Source organism: Allostella sp., assembly GCF_041913585.1.
Lineage (GTDB): Bacteria > Pseudomonadota > Alphaproteobacteria > ATCC43930 > Allostellaceae > Allostella.
This window is the reverse complement of sequence record NZ_JAYSFE010000013.1, coordinates 30,814-53,771: the sequence shown is the minus strand read 5'-3', so window position 1 is coordinate 53,771 and position 22,958 is coordinate 30,814. Positions and strand designations below refer to the sequence as shown.

22 protein-coding genes are annotated in these 22,958 nt (G+C 71.2%); 6 read left to right on the top strand and 16 right to left on the bottom strand.

Going from position 1 to position 22,958, the window contains the following annotated elements; all coding sequences use genetic code 11:
- The coding region (locus ACE3Q3_RS04395) for an ABC transporter ATP-binding protein (RefSeq protein WP_374442434.1) at positions 1-1,656 on the top strand (1,656 nt) is incomplete at its 5' end.
- On the opposite strand, the gene ACE3Q3_RS04390 is transcribed toward ACE3Q3_RS04395, so the two are convergent.
- Positions 1,642-2,346: a tyrosine-protein phosphatase gene (locus ACE3Q3_RS04390; RefSeq protein ID WP_374442430.1), complete on the bottom strand. Its 705-nt coding sequence runs from the start codon at positions 2,344-2,346 to the stop codon at positions 1,642-1,644. The genes ACE3Q3_RS04395 and ACE3Q3_RS04390 overlap by 15 nt on opposite strands.
- Before the next feature lie 166 nt (positions 2,347-2,512).
- On the opposite strand from ACE3Q3_RS04390, the gene ACE3Q3_RS04385 reads away from it, so the two are divergent.
- A complete protein-coding gene (locus ACE3Q3_RS04385) occupies positions 2,513-4,147 on the top strand; it encodes an ATP-binding protein (RefSeq protein WP_374442428.1) in 1,635 nt (544 codons plus the stop codon).
- Positions 4,148-4,207: 60 nt separating this feature from the next.
- Here the strand turns inward: ACE3Q3_RS04385 and ACE3Q3_RS04380 are convergent, their stop codons facing one another.
- From ACE3Q3_RS04380 to ACE3Q3_RS04340, 9 genes are all read right to left on the bottom strand, one after another.
- Entirely contained in the window at positions 4,208-5,098 is an 891-nt protein-coding gene (locus tag ACE3Q3_RS04380; protein ID WP_374442438.1) for an SMP-30/gluconolactonase/LRE family protein, read from the bottom strand.
- A gap of 2 nt (positions 5,099-5,100) precedes the next feature.
- A complete protein-coding gene (locus ACE3Q3_RS04375) occupies positions 5,101-5,301 on the bottom strand; it encodes a 4-oxalocrotonate tautomerase family protein (protein WP_374442426.1) in 201 nt (66 codons plus the stop codon).
- Between the two features lie 36 nt (positions 5,302-5,337).
- Positions 5,338-6,045, bottom strand: coding sequence for an ABC transporter ATP-binding protein (locus ACE3Q3_RS04370; RefSeq protein ID WP_374442424.1), 708 nt, complete (start codon positions 6,043-6,045; stop codon positions 5,338-5,340).
- Positions 6,045-6,779 carry an ABC transporter ATP-binding protein gene (locus tag ACE3Q3_RS04365; protein ID WP_374442421.1) on the bottom strand — a complete coding sequence of 245 codons (735 nt, stop codon included), beginning with the start codon at positions 6,777-6,779 and terminating at the stop codon, positions 6,045-6,047. Before ACE3Q3_RS04365 ends, ACE3Q3_RS04370 begins: the two co-directional genes overlap by 1 nt.
- Positions 6,763-7,737 carry a branched-chain amino acid ABC transporter permease gene (locus tag ACE3Q3_RS04360; protein WP_374442418.1) on the bottom strand — a complete coding sequence of 325 codons (975 nt, stop codon included), beginning with the start codon at positions 7,735-7,737 and terminating at the stop codon, positions 6,763-6,765. The genes ACE3Q3_RS04365 and ACE3Q3_RS04360 overlap by 17 nt, the downstream gene beginning before the upstream one ends.
- Positions 7,734-8,621: a branched-chain amino acid ABC transporter permease gene (locus tag ACE3Q3_RS04355; RefSeq protein ID WP_374442416.1), complete on the bottom strand. Its 888-nt coding sequence runs from the start codon at positions 8,619-8,621 to the stop codon at positions 7,734-7,736. Before ACE3Q3_RS04355 ends, ACE3Q3_RS04360 begins: the two co-directional genes overlap by 4 nt.
- Positions 8,622-8,639: 18 nt before the next feature.
- Complete coding sequence (locus ACE3Q3_RS04350; RefSeq protein WP_374442413.1) at positions 8,640-9,419, bottom strand: IclR family transcriptional regulator; 780 nt, start codon at positions 9,417-9,419, stop codon at positions 8,640-8,642.
- Between the two features lie 11 nt (positions 9,420-9,430).
- The gene (locus ACE3Q3_RS04345; protein ID WP_374442410.1) at positions 9,431-10,624 is read right to left on the bottom strand and encodes an ABC transporter substrate-binding protein; all 1,194 of its coding nucleotides are present in this window, start codon (positions 10,622-10,624) and stop codon (positions 9,431-9,433) included.
- Between the two features lie 130 nt (positions 10,625-10,754).
- Positions 10,755-12,044 (bottom strand): amidohydrolase family protein, encoded by a 1,290-nt coding sequence (locus tag ACE3Q3_RS04340; protein WP_374442408.1) that lies wholly within the window; start codon positions 12,042-12,044, stop codon positions 10,755-10,757.
- A 270-nt stretch (positions 12,045-12,314) separates the two neighbouring features.
- Between ACE3Q3_RS04340 and ACE3Q3_RS04335 the strand changes: the two genes are divergently transcribed.
- Positions 12,315-13,052, top strand: coding sequence for an endonuclease/exonuclease/phosphatase family protein (locus tag ACE3Q3_RS04335; protein WP_374442405.1), 738 nt, complete (start codon positions 12,315-12,317; stop codon positions 13,050-13,052).
- Complete coding sequence (locus ACE3Q3_RS04330; protein ID WP_374442402.1) at positions 13,049-14,005, top strand: hypothetical protein; 957 nt, start codon at positions 13,049-13,051, stop codon at positions 14,003-14,005. Before ACE3Q3_RS04335 ends, ACE3Q3_RS04330 begins: the two co-directional genes overlap by 4 nt.
- On the opposite strand, the gene ACE3Q3_RS04325 is transcribed toward ACE3Q3_RS04330, so the two are convergent.
- From ACE3Q3_RS04325 to greA, 3 genes are all read right to left on the bottom strand, one after another.
- Complete coding sequence (locus ACE3Q3_RS04325; protein WP_374442399.1) at positions 13,976-15,466, bottom strand: phospholipase D-like domain-containing protein; 1,491 nt, start codon at positions 15,464-15,466, stop codon at positions 13,976-13,978. The genes ACE3Q3_RS04330 and ACE3Q3_RS04325 overlap by 30 nt on opposite strands.
- A 122-nt stretch (positions 15,467-15,588) precedes the next feature.
- A complete protein-coding gene (locus tag ACE3Q3_RS04320) occupies positions 15,589-16,590 on the bottom strand; it encodes a dienelactone hydrolase family protein (RefSeq protein ID WP_374442396.1) in 1,002 nt (333 codons plus the stop codon).
- Positions 16,591-16,651: 61 nt separating this feature from the next.
- Complete coding sequence (gene greA / locus ACE3Q3_RS04315) at positions 16,652-17,119, bottom strand: transcription elongation factor GreA (protein WP_374442393.1); 468 nt, start codon at positions 17,117-17,119, stop codon at positions 16,652-16,654.
- Positions 17,120-17,171: 52 nt separating this feature from the next.
- On the opposite strand from greA, the gene ACE3Q3_RS04310 reads away from it, so the two are divergent.
- On the top strand, positions 17,172-17,999 hold the full coding sequence (locus tag ACE3Q3_RS04310) for a hypothetical protein (RefSeq protein WP_374442391.1): 828 nt from the start codon (positions 17,172-17,174) through the stop codon (positions 17,997-17,999).
- A 32-nt stretch (positions 18,000-18,031) separates the two neighbouring features.
- Positions 18,032-18,529: a hypothetical protein gene (locus tag ACE3Q3_RS04305; protein WP_374442388.1), complete on the top strand. Its 498-nt coding sequence runs from the start codon at positions 18,032-18,034 to the stop codon at positions 18,527-18,529.
- Between the two features lie 10 nt (positions 18,530-18,539).
- On the opposite strand, the gene ACE3Q3_RS04300 is transcribed toward ACE3Q3_RS04305, so the two are convergent.
- The 3 genes from ACE3Q3_RS04300 to ACE3Q3_RS04290 all read right to left on the bottom strand — a co-directional run bounded on the left by ACE3Q3_RS04300 (position 18,540) and on the right by ACE3Q3_RS04290 (position 22,857).
- Positions 18,540-20,624 (bottom strand): hypothetical protein, encoded by a 2,085-nt coding sequence (locus ACE3Q3_RS04300; protein ID WP_374442385.1) that lies wholly within the window; start codon positions 20,622-20,624, stop codon positions 18,540-18,542.
- A 178-nt stretch (positions 20,625-20,802) separates the two neighbouring features.
- Positions 20,803-21,105 (bottom strand): putative quinol monooxygenase, encoded by a 303-nt coding sequence (locus ACE3Q3_RS04295; RefSeq protein WP_374442382.1) that lies wholly within the window; start codon positions 21,103-21,105, stop codon positions 20,803-20,805.
- 33 nt (positions 21,106-21,138) lie between these two features.
- Positions 21,139-22,857 carry a dihydroxy-acid dehydratase gene (locus ACE3Q3_RS04290; RefSeq protein ID WP_374442379.1) on the bottom strand — a complete coding sequence of 573 codons (1,719 nt, stop codon included), beginning with the start codon at positions 22,855-22,857 and terminating at the stop codon, positions 21,139-21,141.
- Positions 22,858-22,958 lie beyond the last annotated feature (101 nt).

The window sequence follows — 22,958 nt, the reverse complement described above, 5'->3', positions numbered from 1 at the left end:
GTCACCGGCCTCTACCCGCTCGTCATCGACTGGACCTTCGACCTCTTCACCGCCCGCGATCCGCGGGTCATCTGGGTGGTGCCGCTGCTCGCCGTCGCCGTGACGGTGGCGAAGGGCATCGCCACCTACGGCCAGAACGTGCTGACCGAGAAGCTGGTCCAGCGCACGGCCGCCGACCTGCAGAAGCGCATGTTCGGCCACCTGCTCGGCGCCGATTTCGGTCAGGTGACGGCAGTTCCCGCCGGCAGCCACGTCTCGCGCTTCGTCAACGACGTGGCGCTGGTGCGGACCGCCCTGCAGCGCGCCCTCAACAACCTGGTGCGGGACGTGCTGACCATCGCCGCCCTGGTCGCGGCGATGCTCTATCTCGACTGGATGCTGTCGCTGGTGGTGTTCGTGATTTACCCGATCGCCGCCATGCCGATCGTCGGCATCGGCAAGCGCCTGCGCCGCGTCTCCAAGGTGACCCAGGAGCATCTGGGCGAGATCACCACCCTGCTCGGCGAGAGCCTCGCCGGCGCCCGCATGGTCAAGACCTACGGGCTCGAGGCCTACGAGCGCCGCCGCGCCGACGGCGCCTTCGACCGCCTCTACGAGCTCTACATGCGCGCGACCCGGAACCGCGCCCGCCTCGACCCGATCCTGGAGGTGCTGGGCGGGATCGCGGTCGGCGGCGTCATCGCGTTTGCCGGCTGGCGCATGGTGACGGGCGGCGGCACCGTCGGGACCTTCACGGGCTTCGTCACCGCGCTGCTGATGGCGGCCCAGCCGGTGCGCGCGGTCGGCACGCTGAACAGCGTCGTCCAGGAGGGGATGGCGGCGCTGGAGCGGATCTACGCCATGCTCGACCAGCCCCCCGCCGTCGTCGACCGGCCGGACGCCCGCCCGCTCGCGGTGTCGGGCGGGCGGATCGAGTTCGCCGGCGTCCGCTTCGCCTACGGGCCCGGGGCGGCGGCGCTGGACGGCGTCGACCTCGCCGTTCCGGCGGGCCGCACGGTCGCCCTCGTCGGGCGCAGCGGCGCCGGCAAGTCGACCGTCTTCAACCTCATCCCCCGGCTCTTCGACGTCGCCTCCGGGTCGGTCGCGATCGACGGCCAGGACGTGCGCAGCGTCACGCTCGCCAGCCTGCGCGGCGCGATCACCCTGGTCAGCCAGGACGCCATCCTCTTCGACGACACGATCCGGGCCAACATCGCCTTCGGCCGGCCGCAGGCGGACGACCCGGCGATTGAGGCCGCCGCCCGCGCGGCGGCCGCCCACGACTTCGTGGCGCGGCTGCCGCAGGGCTACGACACCCGGGTCGGCGAGCGCGGCGCCCGCCTCTCCGGCGGCGAGCGCCAGCGCATCGCGCTGGCCCGCGCGATCCTGCGCGACGCTCCCATCCTCTTGCTCGACGAGGCGACGAGCGCGCTCGACGCGGAGTCCGAGACCCTGGTGCAGGCGGCGCTCGACCGGCTGTCGGCGGGCCGGACGACGCTGGTGATCGCGCATCGGCTGGCGACCGTCCGCCGCGCCGACCTGATCTGCGTCATGGATCGCGGCCGCATCGTCGAGCAGGGCACGCACACGGACCTGATGGCGATGGACGGCGTCTATGCCCGCCTCAGCCGGATGCAGTTCCAGGACGAGGCGGCGGCCCCCTCACTCGCGACGTAGGATGCGGTCGACGAGGGCGCTGCTGAACCGCCCGGCCTGGAACTCGGCGCGCAAGGCGAGCGGGTCGTAGCCGCGGCGGACCCAGTCGCGGAAGCCGACCCCCTCCCGCCGGAGAACCTGACCGTAGCGTTCGAGCATGAAGTCGAGGACCCCGGTCCGCGAATGCCGGAGATGGCCGAACTTCCAGTGGAGCTGGGCCTGGGCCTCGGCGAGCGGCCGCCCCTCCTGCAGCATCAGGTAGAGGGCGGCGCCGATGCCGGCGCGGTCGGCGCCCGACTTGCAGTGCATCAGCGCCGGGTACTCGATCTCGCGGAGCATGCGATCGAAGGCCGCGACGCGCTCGGGCGACGGCGGCTCGCGCGACGTCAGCGGGAAGTCCACCAGCGTCATGCCAAGGCGCCGGCAGGCTTCCTGCTCCAGGAGATAGGCGGCGCAGTCGCGGGCGCCACGCAGGTTGATGACCGTCTTGACCCCGAGCGCGGCGATCCGGGCGAGATGGCCGGGCGACGGCTGCGCCGAGCGCCACATCCGCGGCGAGACCGGGTGCAGGTTCAGCTTGATGTGGCGGAACACCGCATGGTCCATGAACAGCAGTTCGAAGCGTGCGAGCGCCCGCTGCCACGGCGTCGCCATGGTGCCGCGCCGGCGCTTCAACCGGTCGCCGGCGGCGCGGGTCCATCGTTTCATCATCGGGGGCCAGTCACTAGCACGGGACGCGTCGTCGCAGACAGCTTTGGGGTCGGGGCAAACTCCCCTAATATATGCGGGCGCGACGGACGGTCCGGTAGGGGGCCGTCCGATCGCCCGCATGAGGACCACGACGCGCATGAGTCTGTCCGCATCGGCGGATACTGCCGTGCTCCCGCCGCCCTCCCCGGCCCGGCGCGGCGGCCGCACCGCGCAGGCCGGTTTCGGGCCGGCACATTGGCTCGGCGCCAACCTCCTGGCGGCCGCGGGCTACTGCGTGCTCGGTCTTGCCGTCAGCCAGTTCTTCGCCGTCTACGGCCTCTTCCCGGCGCCGATCTGGCTCCCCGCGAGCGTCGCGGTGGTGGCGGCGACCCTGGGCGGGGTCCGGCTCGCGCCGGGGATCTTCCTCGGCTCGTTCATCGTCAATTTCTTCGTCTTCTCGGCCTCCGTCCCCGCGACGCTGGTGATTTCCCTCGGCAACGCGCTGGGCCCGGTGGCCGGCGCCGCGCTGCTCGCGCGCTTCCGGCCGATCCGCGGCACCTTCACGCGCTTCTCCGGCGTCGTCGCCTTCATCCTCTGCAACGTCGTGCTGCATCCGGCCATCACGGCATCGACGGGCACGCTGGCGCTCGCCATGGCGAACGATTTCGGCCCCAGCCAGATCTATTCGACCTGGGTGCAGTGGTGGCTGTGCGACAGCGGCGGCACGCTCTGCTTCGCCCCGGCACTGCTGCTGCTGCTCGGCATCGAGCACGAGGCGGCCGACGACGGGCCGCGACCGTTCGGGCGCAATCTGGCGATCTGGATCGCCGTCGCCGTCGGCGCGATCGCCCTCTTCGCCACGCTGCCGCTGCCGGGCGCGATCCCCTGGGGCCTGCCGTTCCTCCTGGTGATCCCGCTCTCCTGGGTGGCGCTGCGCATCTCGCTGCGCGCCGCCTACTCGCTGGTGTCGCTGGTGGCGATCGTCGCCGCCGGCGCCACCGTCGCCGGATTCGGACCCTTCCAGGGGCCCGGCATCGGCAATCCGCTCCAGCTCGTCGGCGTCCTCATCGTCCTGCTCGCGCTCACCGTCCTCACCATCGTCTCGCTGGTCAGCGAACTGCGCGAGGCGGAAGCGGCGAGCCGCGCCAAGTCGATGCTGGTCGCCGCCGCCAGCCACGACCTGCGCACGCCGCTCAACGCCATGATCGGCTTCTCCGAGATGATGCGCTCGGAGACCTGGGGACCGATCGGGAACCCGCGCTACCGCAAGTATGTCGAGCACATCCACGAGAGCGGCCTGCTGCTGGCCGAGATCGTCAACGGCGTCCTCGACCTCTCCAAGATCGAGGCCGGGCGCCGCGAATTGACGATCCGACGCCTCGAGTGGGTGCATGTCGGCGAGGCCTGCATGCGCCTCGTCAGCCCGCAGGCGCTCCAGAAGGGCGTCATCCTCTCGACCCGCGCCGTGCCCGGCCTCGTCGTCCATGCCGACGAACTGGCGCTGCGCCAGATCCTCATCAACCTGCTGTCGAACGCGGTGAAGTTCACGCCGGCCGGCGGCCATGTCGTGCTGCATGCCGCGACCGCCGAGGACGGCTGCGTCGACATCGAGGTGGTCGACGACGGCATCGGCATGGACGAGGCCGGCATCGCCAAGGCGCTGGAGCCGTTCGGCCAGGTCGGCAGGGACGGCGGCGGCACCGGCCTCGGCCTGCCGATCGCCGCCCGCCTGGCCGCCCTCCATGGCGGTGCGCTCTCGATCACCAGCGAGCCCGGCCGCGGCACCACCGTGCGGGTGACCCTGCCGGCGCACGGCGATTGACCGCACGCGACGGGACGCCCCGTCGCCCCTCGACCAGGACCGCTCGACCTCCTGGGGGGCTCACCCCGGGTATTGCGGCGTTCCCGGAACCTGGACGCGGATGCGGTAGACCGAAGTCGCGGCGGTGACGAAGAGGCTCTTCCAGTCCGGATCGCCCCAGCAGAAGTTGGCCGCGTATTCCGGCACCCGGACGACGCCGAGGCAGGTGCCGTCCGGCGCGAAGACATGGATGCCGCCCGGACCGCAGCAATAGAGATTGCCGGCGGAATCGATCTTCATGCCGTCGGGGGCACCCGCGCCCTCGCCGGTCGTCGCGGCCCAGACGGCGCCGCCCTCGAGCGTGCCGTCGGGCCGGACGTCGAAGACGCGGATATGCTGCCGCTCGGTGTCGTTGACGAAGAGCCGGCGCTCGTCGGCGGAGAAGCAGAGGCCGTTGGGCTGGCCGAAATCGTCGGCCAGCAGGGTGATCCCGCCAGCCGGGCCGATCCGGTAGACGCCGCGGAAATCGAGCTCGGTCGGCCGCGGCACGCCGTAATATTCGGCCCGGCCGTAGGTCGGGTCGCTGAAATAGACCGCGCCGTCGCGTTTCACCACGAGGTCGTTGGGGCTGTTCAGTTCGCGGCCGTCATAGTGGCTGGCGAGCACCGTGATCGTGCCGTCGCGCTCGGTGCGGGTGACGCGGCTGGTGGCGTGCTCGCAGACGACGAGGCGGCCCTCCCGGTCCCAGGCGAGGCCGTTCGACTTGTTGCAGGGCCTGCGGAAGGTGGTCACCCCCTCCGCCTCGCTCCAGCGCCGCAGATGATCCCCCGGCATGTCGCTGAAGAGCAGATAGCGCCCGCCCGGATGCCACAGCGGCCCCTCGGTGAACAGGCAGTCGCCGGCGATCTTCTCGAAGCGGACGGCGGCGCCGACCACCGCCGTCATGCGCGGGTCGCGGATCTCGATCGACATCGTCACTTGGCCCGTGCGCGCAGGACCGCGACCGAGTCCGGCCCGACATACCATTCCTCCGCCTTCACGTCCTCGAAGACGACCCACACCGCCTCCTTCGGGACTTCGGCGACCTCCGAGATCGTGGCGGCGACGCGGCGTGCGATCTCGTCCTTGCGGGCGGCCGAATGGCCCTCGACGATGCGGATGTTGACGAACGGCATGGGGTCCCTCCCTGGGGTTGGTCGACGGCGGGCGGCTCAGAGGGTGAGCAGGCGGTTGCGCAGGTCCTCGTCGTCGCGCAGCGCCGCCGACGGGCCGGAGAAGCGGACCGTCCCCTTCTCCAGCACATAGACGCGGTCGGCGAGCTGCAGCGAGAAGGCGACCCCCTGCTCGGCCAGCAGGATGGTGAGGCCGCGGTCCTTGAGGGCGGTCACCTGCTGCAGCAGGTGCTCGACGACGAGCGGCGCCAGGCCTTCGGAGGGCTCGTCGAGCAGCAGCAGTTCCGGGTTGCCCATCAGCGTGCGCCCGATGGTGAGCATCTGCTGCTCGCCGCCGGAAAGGAATCCCGCACGGCGGCGGGCGATCGCCCGGAGCGGCGGGAAGAGCTCGAAGACCGCCTCCGGCGTCCACTCGCCCGGGCGCTCGGCGACCCGGCGGGCGACGTCGAGATTCTCCCACACGCTGAGGTCGGCGAAGACGCGCCGATCCTCCGGGACGAAGCCGATGCCGGCGCGCGCCACCCGGAAGGGCGGCCAGCCGACGATGCTGCCCCCCTTCCACAGCACCTCGCCGCGTCGTGGCCGCGTCAGGCCCATGATCGACCGCATCGTCGTCGACTTGCCGACGCCGTTGCGTCCGAGCAGGCAGACGCATTCGCCGGCCGCGATCTCCAGCGACACCCCGAACAGCACCTGCGACAGGCCGTAGGCCGTGTGCAGGTCGCGGACTTCCAGGAGCGCCGCCATCAGTGGCCGCCGAGGTAGACGCGCCGCACGTCGGCATCGGCGCGGATCTCGTCCGGCGTCCCGAGCGCGATCAGGCGGCCCTGGTGGAGGACGCCGATGCGCTCGGCGATGCCGAACACCACCTCCATGTCGTGCTCGGTGAAGAGCAGCGTCAGGCCGCGTTCGCCGGCGATGCTCTGGAGCAGGCGGATCGTCTCGCGCGTCTCCGCCGCCGACATGCCGGCGGTCGGCTCGTCGAGGAGCAGGATGTCGGGATCGCTCGCCAGCGCGATGCCGAGTTCGATCTGCTTCTGGTTGCCGTGCGACAGGGCGCCGGCCACCGCGTCCGCCTTGTCGGCGAGCCCGAGCCGCGCCAGCAGCGCCAGGGTCTCGTCCCGGTGCAGCCGTTCGGCCCGCCCCCAGAAGTCGCGGCCGCGGCCGTGGTGGGCGATGAAGGCGGCCTGGATGCTCTCGAACACCGTCAGGCCGGGAAAGATGTTGGTGTGCTGGAAGGACCGGCCGATGCCGCGGCGGCAGATGCGGTGCGGGGAGAAGGCGGTGATGTCGGTCCCCTTGTGGAAGACCTGGCCGCCGGACGGCACGATGTGGCCGGTGATGAGGTTGAACAGCGTCGACTTGCCGGCACCGTTGGGCCCGATGATCGCCGTCACCGAGCGCGGCAGCAGCGAGAAGGTGACGTCGGCGACGGCGAGGAATCCGGCGAACGACTTCGTGAGGTCACGGACGTCCAGCATCGCGGCCCCTCGTGCGCAGCCGGCGGGCGATGTCGACGGTCGTGCCGACCAGCCCCCCCGGGAAGGCGAACAGCAGCAGGATCAGGATGCCCCCCAGGATGAGCGGCCAGTATTGGGTGTAGGCGGTGATCTGCAGGTTGAGGATGGTGAGCGCCGCCGCCCCGACCGCCGGCCCCCAGAAGTGCCCCATGCCCCCGAGGATGGTCATGATGAGGACCTCGGCCGACTTGGTCCAATAGGCGAAGTCGGGAAAGACCCCGCGGTTGAAGATGCCGAAGAGCGAGCCGGCGAGGCCGGCGAAGACCCCGGCGATGGCGAAGGCCGCGAGCTGGTAGCGCCGGACGTCGACGCCGATGAACTCCGCCCGCTCGGGATTCTCCCGGATCAGCGTCAGGATGCGGCCGAAGGGGGACTGGACGATGCGCCGCAGCACCGCCACCGCGAGCGCGACCAGGGTCACGGTCAGGAAGTAGAAGCGGTCGCCGACCCGGAACCCGTCGAGACCCGGGATGGCGCCGATCCAGTCGAGCGCCGGATAGGGCACGTTCGGCATCCCCTGCTCGCCGCCGGTGACGTCGTTCCACTTGAAGCACACCGCCCAGACGATCTGGGCGAAGGCCAGCGTCAGCATGGCGAAGTAGATCTTGGTCAGGCGGACGCAGAAGAAGCCGAAGACGAGTGCGAAGAGGCCGCCCGCCAGCCCCGCCGCCGGCCAGGCGAGCCAGAAGGGCAGGCCCAGCGACTTCATCATGATCGCCGAGGTGTAGGCGCCGATGCCGAAATAGGCGGCGTGCCCGAAGGAAACGAGGCCCGTATAGCCGAGCAGCAGGTTGAGGCTGAGCGCGAAGAGCGCCAGGATCGCGACGTCGGTGGCGATGAAGGTGTAGAAGCGCGAGCCGAGCCAGGGCACGCAGAACGCGACCGCGAAGACCACCAGCGTCCACGGAATGCGCCTCATCGCGCGAGCCGCCGTCCGAGCAGGCCCCACGGCCGCACGATGAGTACGATCGCCATCAGCGCGAAGACCGAGAAGATCGAGAAGCGCGGCATCAGGAGAATGCCGAAGGACAGCACCTGGCCGAAGATGACGGCGCCGAGGAAGGTGCCCCAGAGCGAGCCGAGCCCGCCGATGACGACGATGATGAAGACCTCGACGATGACCTCGACGTCCATCCCCGGCACGATCGTCTTGACCGGGGTCACGAGCGCGCCGCCGAGGCCGGCGAGGAAGGCGCCGACCGCGAACATGCCGGTGTAGATGCGCCCGACATTGGCGCCGAGCGCACCCAGCATCTCGCGGTCGAGCACCGCCGCGCGGATGATCCGGCCGGCGGCCGAGCGGTGCAGCAGCAGCCACAGGGCCAGCGCGATCGCCGGCCCGAGCAGGATGATGAAGAGATTGTAGTGCGGCACCAGCGTGCCGAAGATCGTCGTGCCGCCGGCGAGGCTGGCGGGGCGCGACACCGAGAGCTGCTGCGTGCCCCAGAGGATCTTGACGATGTCGGCGATCACCAGCACCAGCGCATAGGTGAAGAGGAGCTGGTAGAGCTCCTCCCGGTCGTAGAGCCGCCGGAAGAGGCAGCGCTCGATGACGGCGCCGACCACCGCGACGACCATCGCGGCCCCGAGTGCCGCCAGCCAGAAATGCTCCGGGCCCGGCCCCAGCCAGTTCATGATCTGCCAGGCGAGATAGGCGCCCAGCATGTAGAGCGAGCCGTGCGCGAAGTTGAGGACGCGCAGGACGCCGAAGATCAGCGACAGGCCGACCGCGGTGACGAAGAGGAACATGCTGGCGGTCAGGCCGCCGACGAACTGGCCGAAGATGAAGCTGGCTTCCGGCACCGCGGCTCCCCCCCCCGTTCAGTAGCTCAGCCGGTCGGAAAGCCGCTCGGCCGTCCGGTTCAGGGCCGCCACCCAATCCGGCACGTGCGCCCGATCGAAGCGCGCGCGCGGCATGGCGACGCTGAGGCCGGCGACGACGAGGCCACGGCGGTCGCGCACCGGCACGCCGACGCAGCACAGGCCGTCCGCCAGTTCCTCCTCGTCGAGCGCATAGTGCTGGAGCCGCACCTGCTCCAGTTCGCGGCGCAGGGCCGCCGGGGCGGTGATCGTCTGCGGCGTCACGGCGGCGAGCGGGCCGCGGGCGAGGAAGGCCTCGAGGTCGGCCGCCTCGCGCCCGGCGAGCAATACCTTGCCGATGGCGGTCGCGTGCGCCGGATCCCGCCGCCCCAGGCGCAGGGACACGCCGACCGGCTGGGTCGTCTCGGCGTGGCAGACCTCGAGCACCGAGCCATCGTCCCAGACGGCGACGTGGATCGTCTCGCCGAGCCGGTCGCGCAGTTCGTCGATCACCGGGTAGGCGGCGCCGACGATGTCGCTGCCGCCGAGATAGGCGCCGCCCAGCGCATGGACCCTGGGTCCCAGCGCGTAGCGGCGGTTGTCGCGCCGCTGCTCGACGAAGCCGCGGCAGACCAGGGTGCGCAGCAGGCGGTGCGCGGTCGAGACGTGCAGGCCGGTCGCCCGCGCCAGGTCGGAGATGCCGACCGGTTGGCGGGCGGCGCCGAGATGCTCGAGCAGGTCGAGCACCTTGGCGACGCTCTTGACCGTCCCGTCCGCCGCCTCCCCGACGGACCCGTTCATCGCGGGTGCACTCAATCCATGAACGGCGCGGGATCGATGTAGGTCACGTTCTCCATGACCGCGAAGGGATACTTCGGGTCCATCTTCATCTTGCCCCAGAACTGGCCGCGGTTGGCCTGGTGGTCCTTGGCACGGATCGTCTGCTTGCCGATCGGCGTGTCGATCGTCAGGTCCATCAGCGCCTTCGACACCTTGTCGGAATCGACGCTGCCGGCCTTGCGGATCGCCTCGGCCAGGAACTGCATCGAGACGTAGCCGGTGATCGGCCAGGAGGACGGGTACTCCTGCTTGGTGTAGGCCTTCACCCGCTCGACATAGGCCTTGTGCGCGGGCGGGCCCGACGGCCAGTCGAAGACGTCGTAGGTGTTGCTCCAGATGCCGACCGGATAGTCCGCACCCATCGCCTTGGCGCTCTCGATCGAGCCGGCCTCGCCGCCGCCGATGAAGTTGCTGTTGAGCGCCTTGAAGTAGCCGAGCGGCACCGCCTGCTTGGCGAAGGTGACGAAATGGCCGCCCCACAGCGAGGAGAACACCGCCTCGGGCTTCTTGCCCATCTGGGCGTTGATGAACGGGGTATAGTCGCCCTCGCCCAGCTTCGGCCATTGCTGGTCGACGATCTCGACGTCCGGCTTGATCTTCTTCAGGTGGTCGACGAACGCCTTGGTCACGTCCTGGCCGTAGGCATAGTCGGGACTCATCGTCCCGATCCGCTTGACGTTCCACTTGGCGACGATCTCCGCCGCCGAGCGGCCCTCGATGGTCGTCGTCGACGCGGTGCGGAAGACGTAGGGATGCAGGTTCGCCGGTGCCGTGAGCTGGTCGGTCTTGGTGATCGGCGCGATGAAGACGACCTTGTTCTCCTTGGCGATCGGCGACACCGCCGGCCCCTCGGCCGAGGTCAGGGTGCCGACCACGAACTGCACGTCGTCGCGCAGGATCAGGTCGCGCGTCACCCGCACCGCCTCGTCGGCGCTGCCCTTGGTGTCCCGCGGCACCAGTTCGAACTTGCGTCCGAGGACGCCGCCCTTGGCGTTGATCTCGTCGACGAACATCTGCGCGCCCTTCAGCGACGGTTCGCCGAAGAGCGCACCCGGACCCGACAGGATCATCGGGTACCCGACCCGGATCGGGTCGGCCGCGAGTGCGGTCAGCGGAGCCGCGACGGTGCCGATGGCCGCGAGCGACAGGAGCACGCTTCGCTTCATGACGTCTCTCCCCATGGGTGCGGCGGAGGATTTTTCCTTCTCGCCGTAGTTTTTCGTATTGCGAAAACTAATCCCAATTGACGAAATTATTGACCCCGGACTTCCCGAAGTCAAGGCGCCGTCTCGGCGTCTATTCCGCCGCCATCGGCCGTTCGGCCGCGCGGCGCGCGGGCGGGCGCTTGTGGAACCGCCCGTCCTGCATGATCGCCAGCAGGCGTTCGCGATCCTGCAGGATCGCGATGTCGCGGGCGGGGTCGCCGTCGACCAGCAGCAGGTCGGCGAGATAGCCGGGCCGGACCTGGCCCAGTTCGCCGCCCCGCATCATCAGTTCGCCGCCGTGCCGGGTCGCCGCGGTGATCGCCTCCAGCGGGGTGAAGCCGAAGAGGCGGACGAAATGCTCGAGGTCGCGGGCATTGCGGCCGATCGGGTTCCAGGCGAAGCCGTAGTCGCCCCCCGGCAGGATGCGGACGCCGCGCTTCTTCAACGCCCGCATCCCCGTGCAGGCCGCCTCCAGTTCGAACTCGAGCGCATGCAGCACGTCGGCCGGCAGCGGGATGCCGTAGTCGCCCGCCTCCTTCAGCGTCGCCCAGGTGATGCCGACCGTCGGCGCGACGAACACGCGGTCGCGCGCCGCCTCCAGCAGGTCGAGGGCCTCCTCGTCGCAGAGCGTCGCGTGGAAGATGATTTCGACCCCGTGGCGCAGCGCCATCTTCACCGACTCCGCGCTCCGCGCGTGCGCCGCCACGCGCTTGTCGCGCGAGCGCGCGACCTCGCACACCGCCGCCACCTCGTCGTCGTTCATGACCGTGTGCCGGGCCCGGGCGTGCGGCACGAACTCGTCGCCGGACGGGTTGATCTTGAGCGTGTCGACGCCCTCGCGGACGAAGTGGCGCGCGACCCGGCGGAACTCGTCGGCCCCGTCGGCGACGACCGCGAAGGTCTCGCGGTGCATGTGGTGAAGGCGGACGTCGCCGAGGCCGCTGGTCGGCGTGATCTCGGGCGACGCCGCCAGCATCCGCGGGCCCGGAATGTGGCCGGCGGCGATCGCGTTGCGGATGACGATGTCGAGCCGCGGCTTGGCAGCGGCGGCGCTGCTGATGCTGGTGAAGCCATGGTCGAGGAGCAGCGCGACATGGCGCATCGCCAGCAGCGTGTGCTCCTCGGGCGGGATTTCGCCGAGCGCCTCCAGGGTCGAGGTGTTGGCGAAGCTCGGATGGGCGTGCGCCTCGACCAGCCCCGGCATCAGCGTCGCACCGCCGCCGTCGACCATCTCCGCACCCCCGGCCGGGACGGCGCCGGCACGGCGGGCGACCGTCTCGATGCGGTTGCCGGTGACCAGCACCTCGCCCGCGAAGGGAGCTTTTCCGGCCCCGTCGATCACGCGGACGTTGCGGAACAGCACGCGCGCCGGCTCGGTCATGTCCTGATCTCCTGGCGGGGGATGGCGGAGGGACGCGAGCGGCAAAGGAAGGGCGCACCCGGACTCCGGGTCGGCAGGCGACTGGCGTACGCCGAGGGCTTCGGCAAGAAAGCCCCTCCTCCCAATGCGCCCGTGGGTAGCGATGCCCCGGGCGTCCATTCACGGCCGATGATTTGATTTCCGTGCCGGAGAGTCAATCGTGCGGGCACCCGAGGCGCGATTCGTGCGTTGATGCGGGGAACCGCCACCTCTGGTCCCGGACGAACCCGCTTGCCGCGCATCCTGACCTACAACGTCCATCGCTGCCGCGGCGGCGACGGCCGCCTGTCGCCCGCCCGCGTCGCCGCGGTGATCGCGGAGCACGCCCCCGACATCGTCGCCCTGCAGGAGGTCGACGTCGGACGCCGACGCTCGGGCGGCGTCGACCAGGCCGGCGAAATCGCCCGCGAGCTCGGCATGCAGATCCATTTCCATCCCGCCTACCACGTGCTCGAGGAGCGCTACGGCGACGCCATCCTGACCGGGCACCCCTCGCGCATCGTGCGGGCGGCGAACCTCCCCGGCCTGCAGCACTACCCGGGCCTGGAGCCGCGCGGGGCGCTGTGGGCCGAGATCGATCTCGGGGCGCACCGGCTGCAGGTGGTCAATGCCCATATCGGCCTGCTCGCCTACGAGCGGAAGCTCCAGGTCCAGGCGCTCCTCGGTCCCGAATGGACCGGCCATCCGGCCTGCACCGACCCCACGATCCTGCTCGGCGACTTCAACGCGGTGCCGCGCTCGCGCGCCTACCGCCGCATGGCCGAGCGCTTCCGGGACGCCCAGCGGGCAACGGGATCGGTGCCGCGACCGACCTTTCCCGCCCGGCTGCCGGTGATCCGGATCGACCACGTCTTCGTCAGCCCCTCGGTCCGAGTGCTGCGGACCGAGGTCGTGCGCGGCGCCCTGGCTCGGGTGGCCTCCGACCACCTGCCGCTGCTGGTGGAGTTCGAACTCGCCGGCGGCCGATGACGACGCTGGCCGACCACCCCCGCCATGGCCGGACCGCCTGGCGCCGCTGGGCGGGGTGGGCGGTCGGCGCGGCCGCCCTCCTCCTCGCCGCCTACCTGCTGCGGCGCATCTACCAGACCTACGGCTGGCACGAGATCGCGCGCTCGCTGGCCGAGATTCCGGCCGAGCGCCTCGCCGCCGTGGCCGGGTTCGTCGCCGCGAGCTACCTCTGCCTGACCCTGGTCGACTGGCTGGCGGTGCGCGCCGCCGGCCACCGCCTGCCCTGGCGGCGCTGCGCGCTCGCGTCCTTCACCGCGCTCTCGATCGGCCACACCGTCGGCCTCGCGGTGCTGAGCAGCGGCGCCGTCCGCTACCGCTTCTACAGCCGCTGGGGCCTGGGCGCCGGCGATGTGGCCCGCATCATCCTCTTCTGCGCCATGACCATCGGCCTCGCGCTGGCGACGCTCGGCGGCCTGGTGCTCATCCTGGCGCCCGACCTTGCGACCGGACGGCTGGAACTGCCGTCCGGCATCGTGCGCATGATCGGCGCCGCCGCCCTCGCCGCACCCGCGGCCTATCTCGGCTTCGCGGCCGCCGGACGCGGCCGGGTCCGGGTGCGGCGATGGCGGATCGAGGTCCCGTCGCTGCCGATCGCGCTGGGCCAGGTGGCGATCGGGCCGCTCAATCTCGCCTGCGTCTCGGCCGCCCTCCACCAGGCGCTCGCCGCGGGCGGCGGCCTCGCCTATCTCGACACGCTCTCGGTCTATGTCGTGGCCAACGTCACCGCACTCGTCTCCCACGTTCCGGGAGGGCTCGGCGTGCTGGAAAGCGTGGTGCTCGCCCTGCTGCCGGAAACGGATGCGATCGGCGGGGTGGTGCTGTTCCGCCTCGCCTACTTCCTGGCCCCGTTCGCGGTCGGCCTGCTGGTGCTGACCACCGTCGAGTTAGGTCGCCGACTGCATCCGGGCCGATGAGCGTCGCCGCCGACGCGGGCGGGAGGTGGCGTCCGTCCGCCGGGCCTTGCCCTCCCGCTTCCGGCCGAGGAACCACAGCGGCTCGAACGGGCGCTTGGGATCGAGCACGGCGGTCACGAAGACCGGCCGCACCGGCCCCGACAGCGGCAGTTCGTCCATCGGCCGGAGGCCGCGCCGGCCGCGGTTCAGTTCGGCGATCGCGCGAAGCGGCGACTGCTCGGGCCCCTCGGCGGCGGCGACGGCGGCGGCGGCACGGCCGAGATGCTCGCCCAGCAGCGTGTGCCGCAGCTCGCGGATCGTCGCCCGGGCGGCCTCGTCCGCCGCTTCGATGCCGAGGTCGCATTCGGTGTCGAGGCCGATCGAACGGTTGTTGAGGTTCGACGACCCGACCCGGAGGAACGTGTCGTCGACGATCATCAGCTTGGCGTGGACCAGCAGCAGCCTGGACGCCTCGCCGTCGGGAACGACCGGGCAGAAGACCCGCAGCCGGCCGTACCGGTCGGCGCGCTTGAGACGCCGCACCAGCCGGTCGCGGTTGCGGCCCATGATCCACTGCTCGAGCCATCCCTTCGAGAAGCAGGTGGCGACGACGACGACCTCCGGGCCCTCGGGCCGCTGCAGGGACTCCTCGAGCCAGCGGCCGATCGCGCCGGCGGTCAGGTACTGGGCTTCGATGTAGATGGAACGGCGCGCCCCGGCGATGGCGCTGCGGGTGAGCGCGGCACATTCCTCGACGCCCCGCAACTCGCCCCAGGCCGGCGCCGTGCGGGCGATCGCGACCGGCATCTCGCGGAAGCCGGCACCGAGGTCGGCCGGCCAGGGATCGGCGGCGATCGCTTCGACGGGCAGCAGTTCGCCCGTCGCGACCTTCCAGCGCTGCCGGGCGAGCGCGGCGATGGCGCGCGCCGCCTCGCCGTCGATCGCCATCTGGACGTCGTGCACGGAATCGTGCGGCTTGCCGTCGGGGGTGAGCCGGAGGGGATCGTCGACCCGGTGCTCGGGGGTGTCCCAGCGGCCGACCGTCAGGTCGATGCCGCCGACGAAGGCCATGGCGTCGTCGACGGTCACGATCTTCTGGTGATGGGCGGCATAGATCGGATGCCGGCCGTCGAGCCGGAGGTCGATGCGGGGATGGTCCTGCCATTCGGCGCCGAGGATCAGCGGCAGCGGCGCCCCCGGCGCGTGCAGCACGGCGACGCTCCAGATCAGGATCCGCACCGTCAGTTCCGGCCGTGCCTCGACGAGCTGGCGCAACAGGTCGCCGAGCTCGGGCGATCCCGGAACGTCGGGCCGCAGGCGGATGCGGGCATCGAAGTCCCAGCCGAGGATGGTGATCGAGCGCTGCGCGTTCCGCAGGGCCGCGTCGAGCCGGGCGAAATAGTCGGCTCCGTCGATCAGGACCGAGGCCCGCTGCGTCTCCGCCAAGCGCCAGCAGTTACGTCCCGGTTCGATGATCCGCACGGCGCCCCCGATTTCGGTCGTTCGCGAATTGAGGTCGGGCAGGAGATTGCCCGCGGCACTGGAACGCGGCGACGGAGCCGGCGGTTCCACCCGGGAGCCCCCCGATCGGCACCGGACCGGCGCTATGGACGCAGGACGCGCAGCACCGCCCCGCGGACCGCCGCGACGGCGCCCGCCAGGGCCGCCGGGTCGCCGCCGAAGCTGGCACCGCGCCGCATGCAGGACCGCAGGTACTCGCCGATGGCGGCATTGGGGACGACGGCGCCGTCGGCCCAGCGCCGCCCCGTCGGGACGGGTTCGAGGTCGATGTCGAGACCGCAGTCGCGGGCGCTCTGGACGCGCGGCAGGGTGCGCAGCGGCCCCGGCACGTCGAAGCCGTGGTGGGCGCCGGGGAAGATCTCGACCCGCACGTCGCTGCCGCGCGCCCGGAACCACTCGGCATAGCGCGCGCAGTGGGCGGCCGGCGTGTAGTCGTCGGCGCCGCCGAGCAGCAGCAGGACCGGCGCCCCGGTGGTCCGCTCGGAGCGGTAGGGCAGCGAGCAGGAGGCATAGAGCGCGACATGCAGCGCAAAGCGCAGGTCGCCCACCCCGCTGCCGCGGCGGTACGGCTCCAGCAGGGTGTAGAGCGCCACCTGCCCGCCCTTGGAGAAGCCCATCACGCCGATCCGCGCCGCATCAATCGCCGGATGGGTGGCGGCGATGCGCAGCGCCGCGAAGGCGTCGGCGACACTGGCCGCGGTCGACAGCCGGCCCTGGTCCTCGGCGGTGGCGCGGATGCCGCGCGGCCCGAAGCTGTCGACGACGAGCGTGGCGACGCCGAGCCCCCGCAGCCGCTCGGCCCACGCGTCCTCGCGACCGGCGAGGATGCCGCCGCTGCCATGGCTGACGATCATCAGCGGCACCCGCCCGGGGCCGGCGCGGGCCGGCAGCCGGAGTTCGCCCGCGATCGCCGTCTCCGGACCCTGGCCGGCCATCAGTTCCGAGGGGCCGGAGGGCGTCCGCGAGAGAAACGCGATGCGTCCGGTCGCACCGTCGCCGAGGTCGGTCCGCACCGGCGATGCGGCGGCCGGAAACATGCCGAGAATGGCGGCGACCAGCGCGCCGGCGACGATCCGAGTGCCCATCCGCCCCTTCCCTCCCTCGCTTTCGCTGCCTGACACGCGCGGGCCGGACCGCTCCTGCGCGCTATTCCACGGCCACGATCTCGACCTCGCCGCCGGCCACCCGGACGACGTCGCCCTCCTCGCGCCGCAGCAGCGCCGCGCCCATCGGCGAGACCCAGGAGATGCTGCCGGCGCTCGGATCGGCCTCGTCCTCGCCGACGATGCGGAAGGCCTGCCGCCGGCCGTCGGCGCGCTCGATCGTGACCCGGGAGCCGAACTGCACCGTGCCGCCCGGGCGCGGCGCGTCGACGACCTGGGCGGACGCCCGGCGCGCCGTCCAGTAGCGCAGATCCCGGGCCACCCGCGCCGCCACCAGGGCGTCGCGCTCCGGGTCGAGGCGCGCCGCCTCGGCGTGCAGGCGCGCCAGTTCGGCATCGATCGCCGCCAGGCCCGCGGCGGTGACGAAGTTCGGATGTGGCGAGACCGGCCGTTCGGGCAGATCGTCGCCCGCGTCGTCGCTCTCGCCCTCGCGCACGAATGCCTTGCTCATCGGCCTGCCATGCCGTTCCCTCTCGCCCCACACTAGCGCCGAACCCGCCCGAATGGACCAGCCGAGCGATTTTCTCGAGGACCGCGAACTCGCCTACGCCACCGCACGTCGCGTCTTCCGTCCGGGCGAACACCTGGAGTTCGACCCGTCCTACCGGCTCTGCCACCTGCCGCTGGTGGCGCCCGGTCATCCCCTGGCGATCCGTTCGGCACCCGGCCGCGCCTATGTCGACGGCCGCTACGAGGAGCCGCGCCGCGCACTGGTCGTCCCGGTGTCGTGGCCGGCGCTGGCGGCGTCGCCGGCCTTCCGGGCACTGGAGGACCGGATGGCGGCCGCGGCCTTCGCCGGCAAGATCGCCTGGGACCTCGGCCGACGCCGCCGGCCCCACCTCCACGCGACGCTGGCCGGCGGCCTCACCGACGCCGATGTCGCCCGGCTCGCGCGCGAACTGCCCGGACTGCTCGCCGAGCTCGGCCCGATCCGCATCCGCCTCGGCGGCCCGCTGGTCGGCGACCGGAACTGGGGTCGCATCTACCTGCCCCTCTATCCCGAACGGGTGGCGGGGAGCGACCCGTTCCGGCGCATCCAGGGTGCCGCCGGCGCGCCGGCGGGCGGCTTCTACGGCGTCGGCTACTATCACCTGACCGACCCGCTCGACCCGGCCGAAACCGCCGCACTGGCGGCGATCCTCGACGAATGGCGGGCGACGCCGGTGGCCGAGGTCGCCCTGTCCCATCTCGAGCTGCACGCCACCCATGACGATCTGGTGCTGTCGGGCCGGACGCTCGCGACCATTCCGGCGCCGCAGCGGCCGGGTCGACAGCCTCAGCCGCAGGCCATCTCCGACCGCGTGGGAGCCGGATCGCCGCCGCGCCGTTGACGGTGCACCGCAACAACCGGACCGGCCAGGCCATGAGACGTGCCCGCAGCACCAGGGATGCCCGCAGCGTCGCCGCAAGCATCGCCCGATCGCAGAAGAACGCCGCTCAGAGCGCCCGCCTGGCAACCGCTTCGGCGACGGTGATCGGCCGCCGGCTCGCCCTCGCCCAGGCGGCACTCCACGACCCGCTGACGGCCGACCACGGCGAATTCGCCCGGATGGTTGCCGAAAAGGGCTTCGCCGCATTCGATGCGGGATTGGCCGCCCTCGGCCGCCAGCCGTCGCTCGCCGTGCTCGGCGCGCGGTTCTGGGCCGTGGAGATCGGCGCCGCCGTAGAGGCAGGCCGCCGCATCGCGAGCGCGCGGTCCCCGGCCGAGGCGGTTCAGGCGCAATGGCGCTGGGCCGGCGAGTCCGCCGCCCGTGCCTGGTCGCTCTCGCTCGGGATCGGCCGGGCGCTCGCCGAGACGACGGGGGCGATGACGGCTCCCGTCCTGCGGGTCGCCGCCGCCAACGCCCGTCGCCTCGGCTGAGGGAGCCGGCTCAGGAGAGGTAGCCGGCCCAGGCGGCGATCATGCCGGCGTCGGCGGCGAGGATGTTGTCGACACGGAGGTCGGCGAAATCCAGGCCGTCGAGGAGGTAGGTCTGGTTGTTGCCGACGACGGTGAGCAGGATTCCGTCGGCATTGTCCTCGACCGCGACCTGGGCCGTCGTCGAGAAGCCGAAGTCGATCCGGTCCTCGGCCGGGTCGAATGCGAGGACCCGATGGCTGCCCCACGACCAGTCGATGCGGGTGGTCGTGCCGCTCTCCGGATAACCGTCGACGCCGTCGCTCTCGCCCATGGCGCTGCCGCTGCCGGCGTCGGCGATGTCGGCCCGGCTCCGCACGTTGGCCGGATCGAAGGTGATGCCGAGCTGCTGGTCGAGGTGATCCTCGTAGACCTGCCCCATGTGGAAGACGAAGTTCTCGCCCGAGAGGTCGTCGATGTCGGTGTCGAGCAGGATCAGCTTCTGTCCGGTGCCGCCGTTGGCGATCACCACGCCCTCGGCGGTCTGGTACATCGAGATCAGTTCGCGGGTGCCGTAGTAGCGGAAGTCGACGACGTCGGTCGCGGCGTCGAACTCGACCCGGTCGACCTGGTTCATCTCGTGCGAGCGGGCATAGACCGTGTTCGGCTGCTGCACGATCCCCTTCTCCCAGGCGAGCGCGCCGCTCAGGTCCTCGCGCAGGTGGTTGTTCCAGACCGGGGCGAAATTGCCGATGTCGAGTTCGCCGAGATTGATCCCCTGGATGACCTGGACGTTGCCGTTCCACGGGTTCATGAAGCCGAGCCCGTCCGGCGTGTCGATCGGAACGAAGACATGGACCGACACTTCGCCGAGGTCGAGCCGGTCGGTCGCCGGATCGAAGCCGGCGATGTCGGCGCCGCTGGTCGTCACCTGGAACAGGGTGCCGCCCGGCGGTGGCTCCGGATCGCCGGTCCCGCCGTCGTCCAGCACCGCCTCCCAGACGTCGAGCGTCGAGGGGTCGTTGGCGGTGATGTTCGCCAAGGACATCTCGTCCAGCGTCACGCCGGCCAGCGTGTAGCTCTGCAGCGCCGACGGCAGCGAGATGACGACCGAACCGGCGATTTCGGTGACCTCGAAATACTGGCCGGTGATCCAGCCGAAATCGAGCACCTGGTGGGTCGGGTCGAACTGCAGCACGGTGTGCGTGCCGTAGTTCCACGCCAGCGTGACGATGTGCCCGTCACCATGGTCGTGACCGGGATCCTCGCCGGCGCCGCCGTCGTCGAAGGCCGCTTCCCAGACCCCGAGGGCCGACGGATCCTTGGCGGTGACGTTGGCCAGCGACATCTCGTCCAGCGTCACGCCGGACAGCGTGTAGCTGTGCTGGTTCGACGGCAGCGAGATCACGACCGAGCCGTCGACCTCCGACACGGTGAAGTACTCGCCGGTGATCCAGCCGAAATCGAGCACCTGGTGGGTCGGGTCGAAGGCGATCGTCTCGTGGGCGCCCCAGTCCCAGGTGATGGCGATGACATGCCCGTCGCCAGGATCGCCGCCCATGCCGCCATCGTCGAAGGCCGCTTCCCAGACCTCGAGGGCCGACGGATCGTTGGCGGTGACGTTGGCCAGCGACATCTCGCCCAGCGTCACGCCGGCCAGCGTGTAGCTGTGCTGGTTCGACGGCAGCGAGATCACGACCGAGCCGTCGACCTCCGACACGGTGAAGTACTCGCCGGTGATCCAGCCGAAATCGAGCACCTGGTGGGTCGGGTCGAAGGCGATCGTCTCGTGGACGCCCCAGTCCCAGGTGATGGCGATGACATGCCCGACGCCGGGATCGCCGCCCATGCCGCCGTCGTCGAAGGCCGCTTCCCAGACCCCGAGGGCCGACGGATCCTTGGCGGTGACGTTGGCCAGCGACATCTCGTCCAGCGTCACGCCGGACAGCGTGTAGCTGTGCTGGTTCGACGGCAGTGAGATCACGACCGAGCCGTCGACCTCCGACACGGTGAAGTATTCGCCGGCGATCCAGCCGAAATCGAGCACCTGGTGGGCCGGATCGAACGCGACGGTTTCGTGGACGCCCCAGTTCCAGGTGATGCTGACGATGTGGTCCAACGCGTCCCCCCTGCCCCCATGTCCGGCCCCGCGCCGCCAGCGCGGGAGCCGAAGCCATGATGCCGGAGGTCCCGGTTTCGCCTATAACGCAATCTGGTCCAATTCGGACGCGAGTTTTTGGCGATAGTGACGGTGGTTTGATCCAGTTTGGCGCGATGGACCGAGACGGCCCGCGGCCTCACACCGCAGGGGAAAGGACGTGGATCCTGCGATCGGCCACGTGCTCGCGCGTCTTGGCCGCGTAGGCCGCCATGTGTGCCGAAGCGGCGTGGGCCTTGAGGTCCTCCGCCGTCGCCCATTTCTCGACGACGACGAAGGTGTCGGGGCCGTAGAGCGCCGGGAAGCCCTCGGCGTCGACCACCGGGACGTACTCGATGCAGCCCTTCTCGGCATGGACCGCCGGCATGTTCGCGCGGAAATGTTCCAGGATGGTCGCCCGCATGCCGGGCTTGGCGGTGATGACGGCGAGGACGTGGATCATCGGCGGTCTCTGGCTCCCCTCGATCGATGGATCTCAGGCCGGCTGGCCCGGATTCGGCGGCGATTCGGCCTGAAGGAAATCGAAGTCGCAACCCCGGTCGGCCTGCAGCACATGGTCGACATAGAGCTTCTCGTAGCCGCGCGCCGCGCGCGGTGCCGGGGTCCAGGCCGCCCGGCGGCGGGCGAGTTCGTCGGCCGCGACCAGGAGGTCGAGGCGGCGCGCCGGCACGTCCATCTCGATCAGGTCGCCGTCGCGGACGAGCGCCAGCGGGCCGCCGACGGCCGCCTCGGGCGAGACGTGCAGCACGATCGAGCCGGACGCGGTGCCGCTCATCCGGGCATCCGAAATGCGGACCATGTCCCTGACCCCGGCGCGCGCCAGCTTCTTCGGAATGGGGATGCCGCCCGCCTCCGGCATGCCGGGGGCGCCGACCGGGCCGGCATTGCGCAGCACCAGCACATGGTCCTTGGTCACCGGCAGGTCGGGATCGTCGATGCGCGCCATCAGGACGGCGATGGTGTCGAACACCATCGCGGGGCCGCGGTGCCGCATCAGCGCGTCGGTGGCGGCGGCGCGCTTGATGACGGCCCCGTCCGGCGCCAGCGAGCCCCGCAGGATGCAGAGCGCCTCGCCGGCCTGGATCGGGTCGGCGATGGGCCGGATGATCCGGTCGTCGACCCAGTCCGGCGTTCCGGCCAGCGCCTCGCCCAGGGTGCAGCCCATCACCGTCGGCGCCGCGAGGTCGAGCCGGTCGCCGAGCCGCTTCATCAGCGCCGGCAGGCCGCCCGCGCCGTGGAAATCCTCCATGTAGTTCTTGCCGACCGGCTTGACGTCGATCAGCACCGGCGTCTCGCGGCCGATGCGGTCGACCTCCGCGAGGTCGAGCGGAATGCCGAGCCGTCCGGCGATCGCCGACAGGTGGACGATGCAGTTGGTCGACCCGCCCAGCGCCTGCAGCACCGTGGCGGCGTTGCGCAGCGAGGCGGCGGTGACGATCTCCGACGGGCGCGGCCCGCCGGCGATCGCCATCTCGGCGGCGCGCCGGCCCGCCGCCTCGGCATGGCGCAGTCGCTCGGAATGGACCGCCGGGATCGAGGTGCCGCCGGTCAGCATCAGGCCCAGCGTCTCCGCCATCGCCGCCATGGTGCTGGCGGTGCCCATGATCGTGCAGGTGCCGTGGCTCGACACCAGCCGGCCGTGCGCGTCGGCGAGCTGCCGGTCGTCGATCTCCCCGGCGCGGTGGGCCGCCCACAGCCGGCGGCAGTCGGAGCAGGCGCCGAGCCGCTCGTTCTCGAAGCGGCCGGTCACGGTCGGTCCCACCACCAGCATGACCGCCGGCATGTCGGCGCTGATCGCGCCCATGATCTGCGCCGGCACCGTCTTGTCGCAGCCCCCGATCAGCACCGCGGCGTCGATCGGCTGGCGCTTCAGCAGTTCCTCGGTGTCCATCGCCATCAGGTTGCGCAGGATCATCGTCGAGGGGTGGATGAAGGCCTCGTGCAGGGAGACGGTGTGGAATACGAACGGCACCGCGCCGGCGTCGCGGACGCCGCGCGACACCGCCTCGACCAGCTTCGGCACGGTCGCGTGGCAGGGATTGAAGTCGGACGCGGTCGAGGCGATGCCGACGATCGGCCGGTCGAGGATGCCGTCGTCGTACCCCGCCGACTTCAGGAACGCCGTGCGCAGGTACTGGGCGAACCCCTCGTCGCCATAGCTCGTGAGGCGCGACCGCAGACCCGTCTTCTTCATCGCTCGGCTTTCCTGGCAGTGGGCGGTCGAGCCTGCGGATCGAGGGCCGGCCTGTCAACAATCGCCGCCCGAGGAAGCCGATTCGCTCCCGTTTGCGGTCC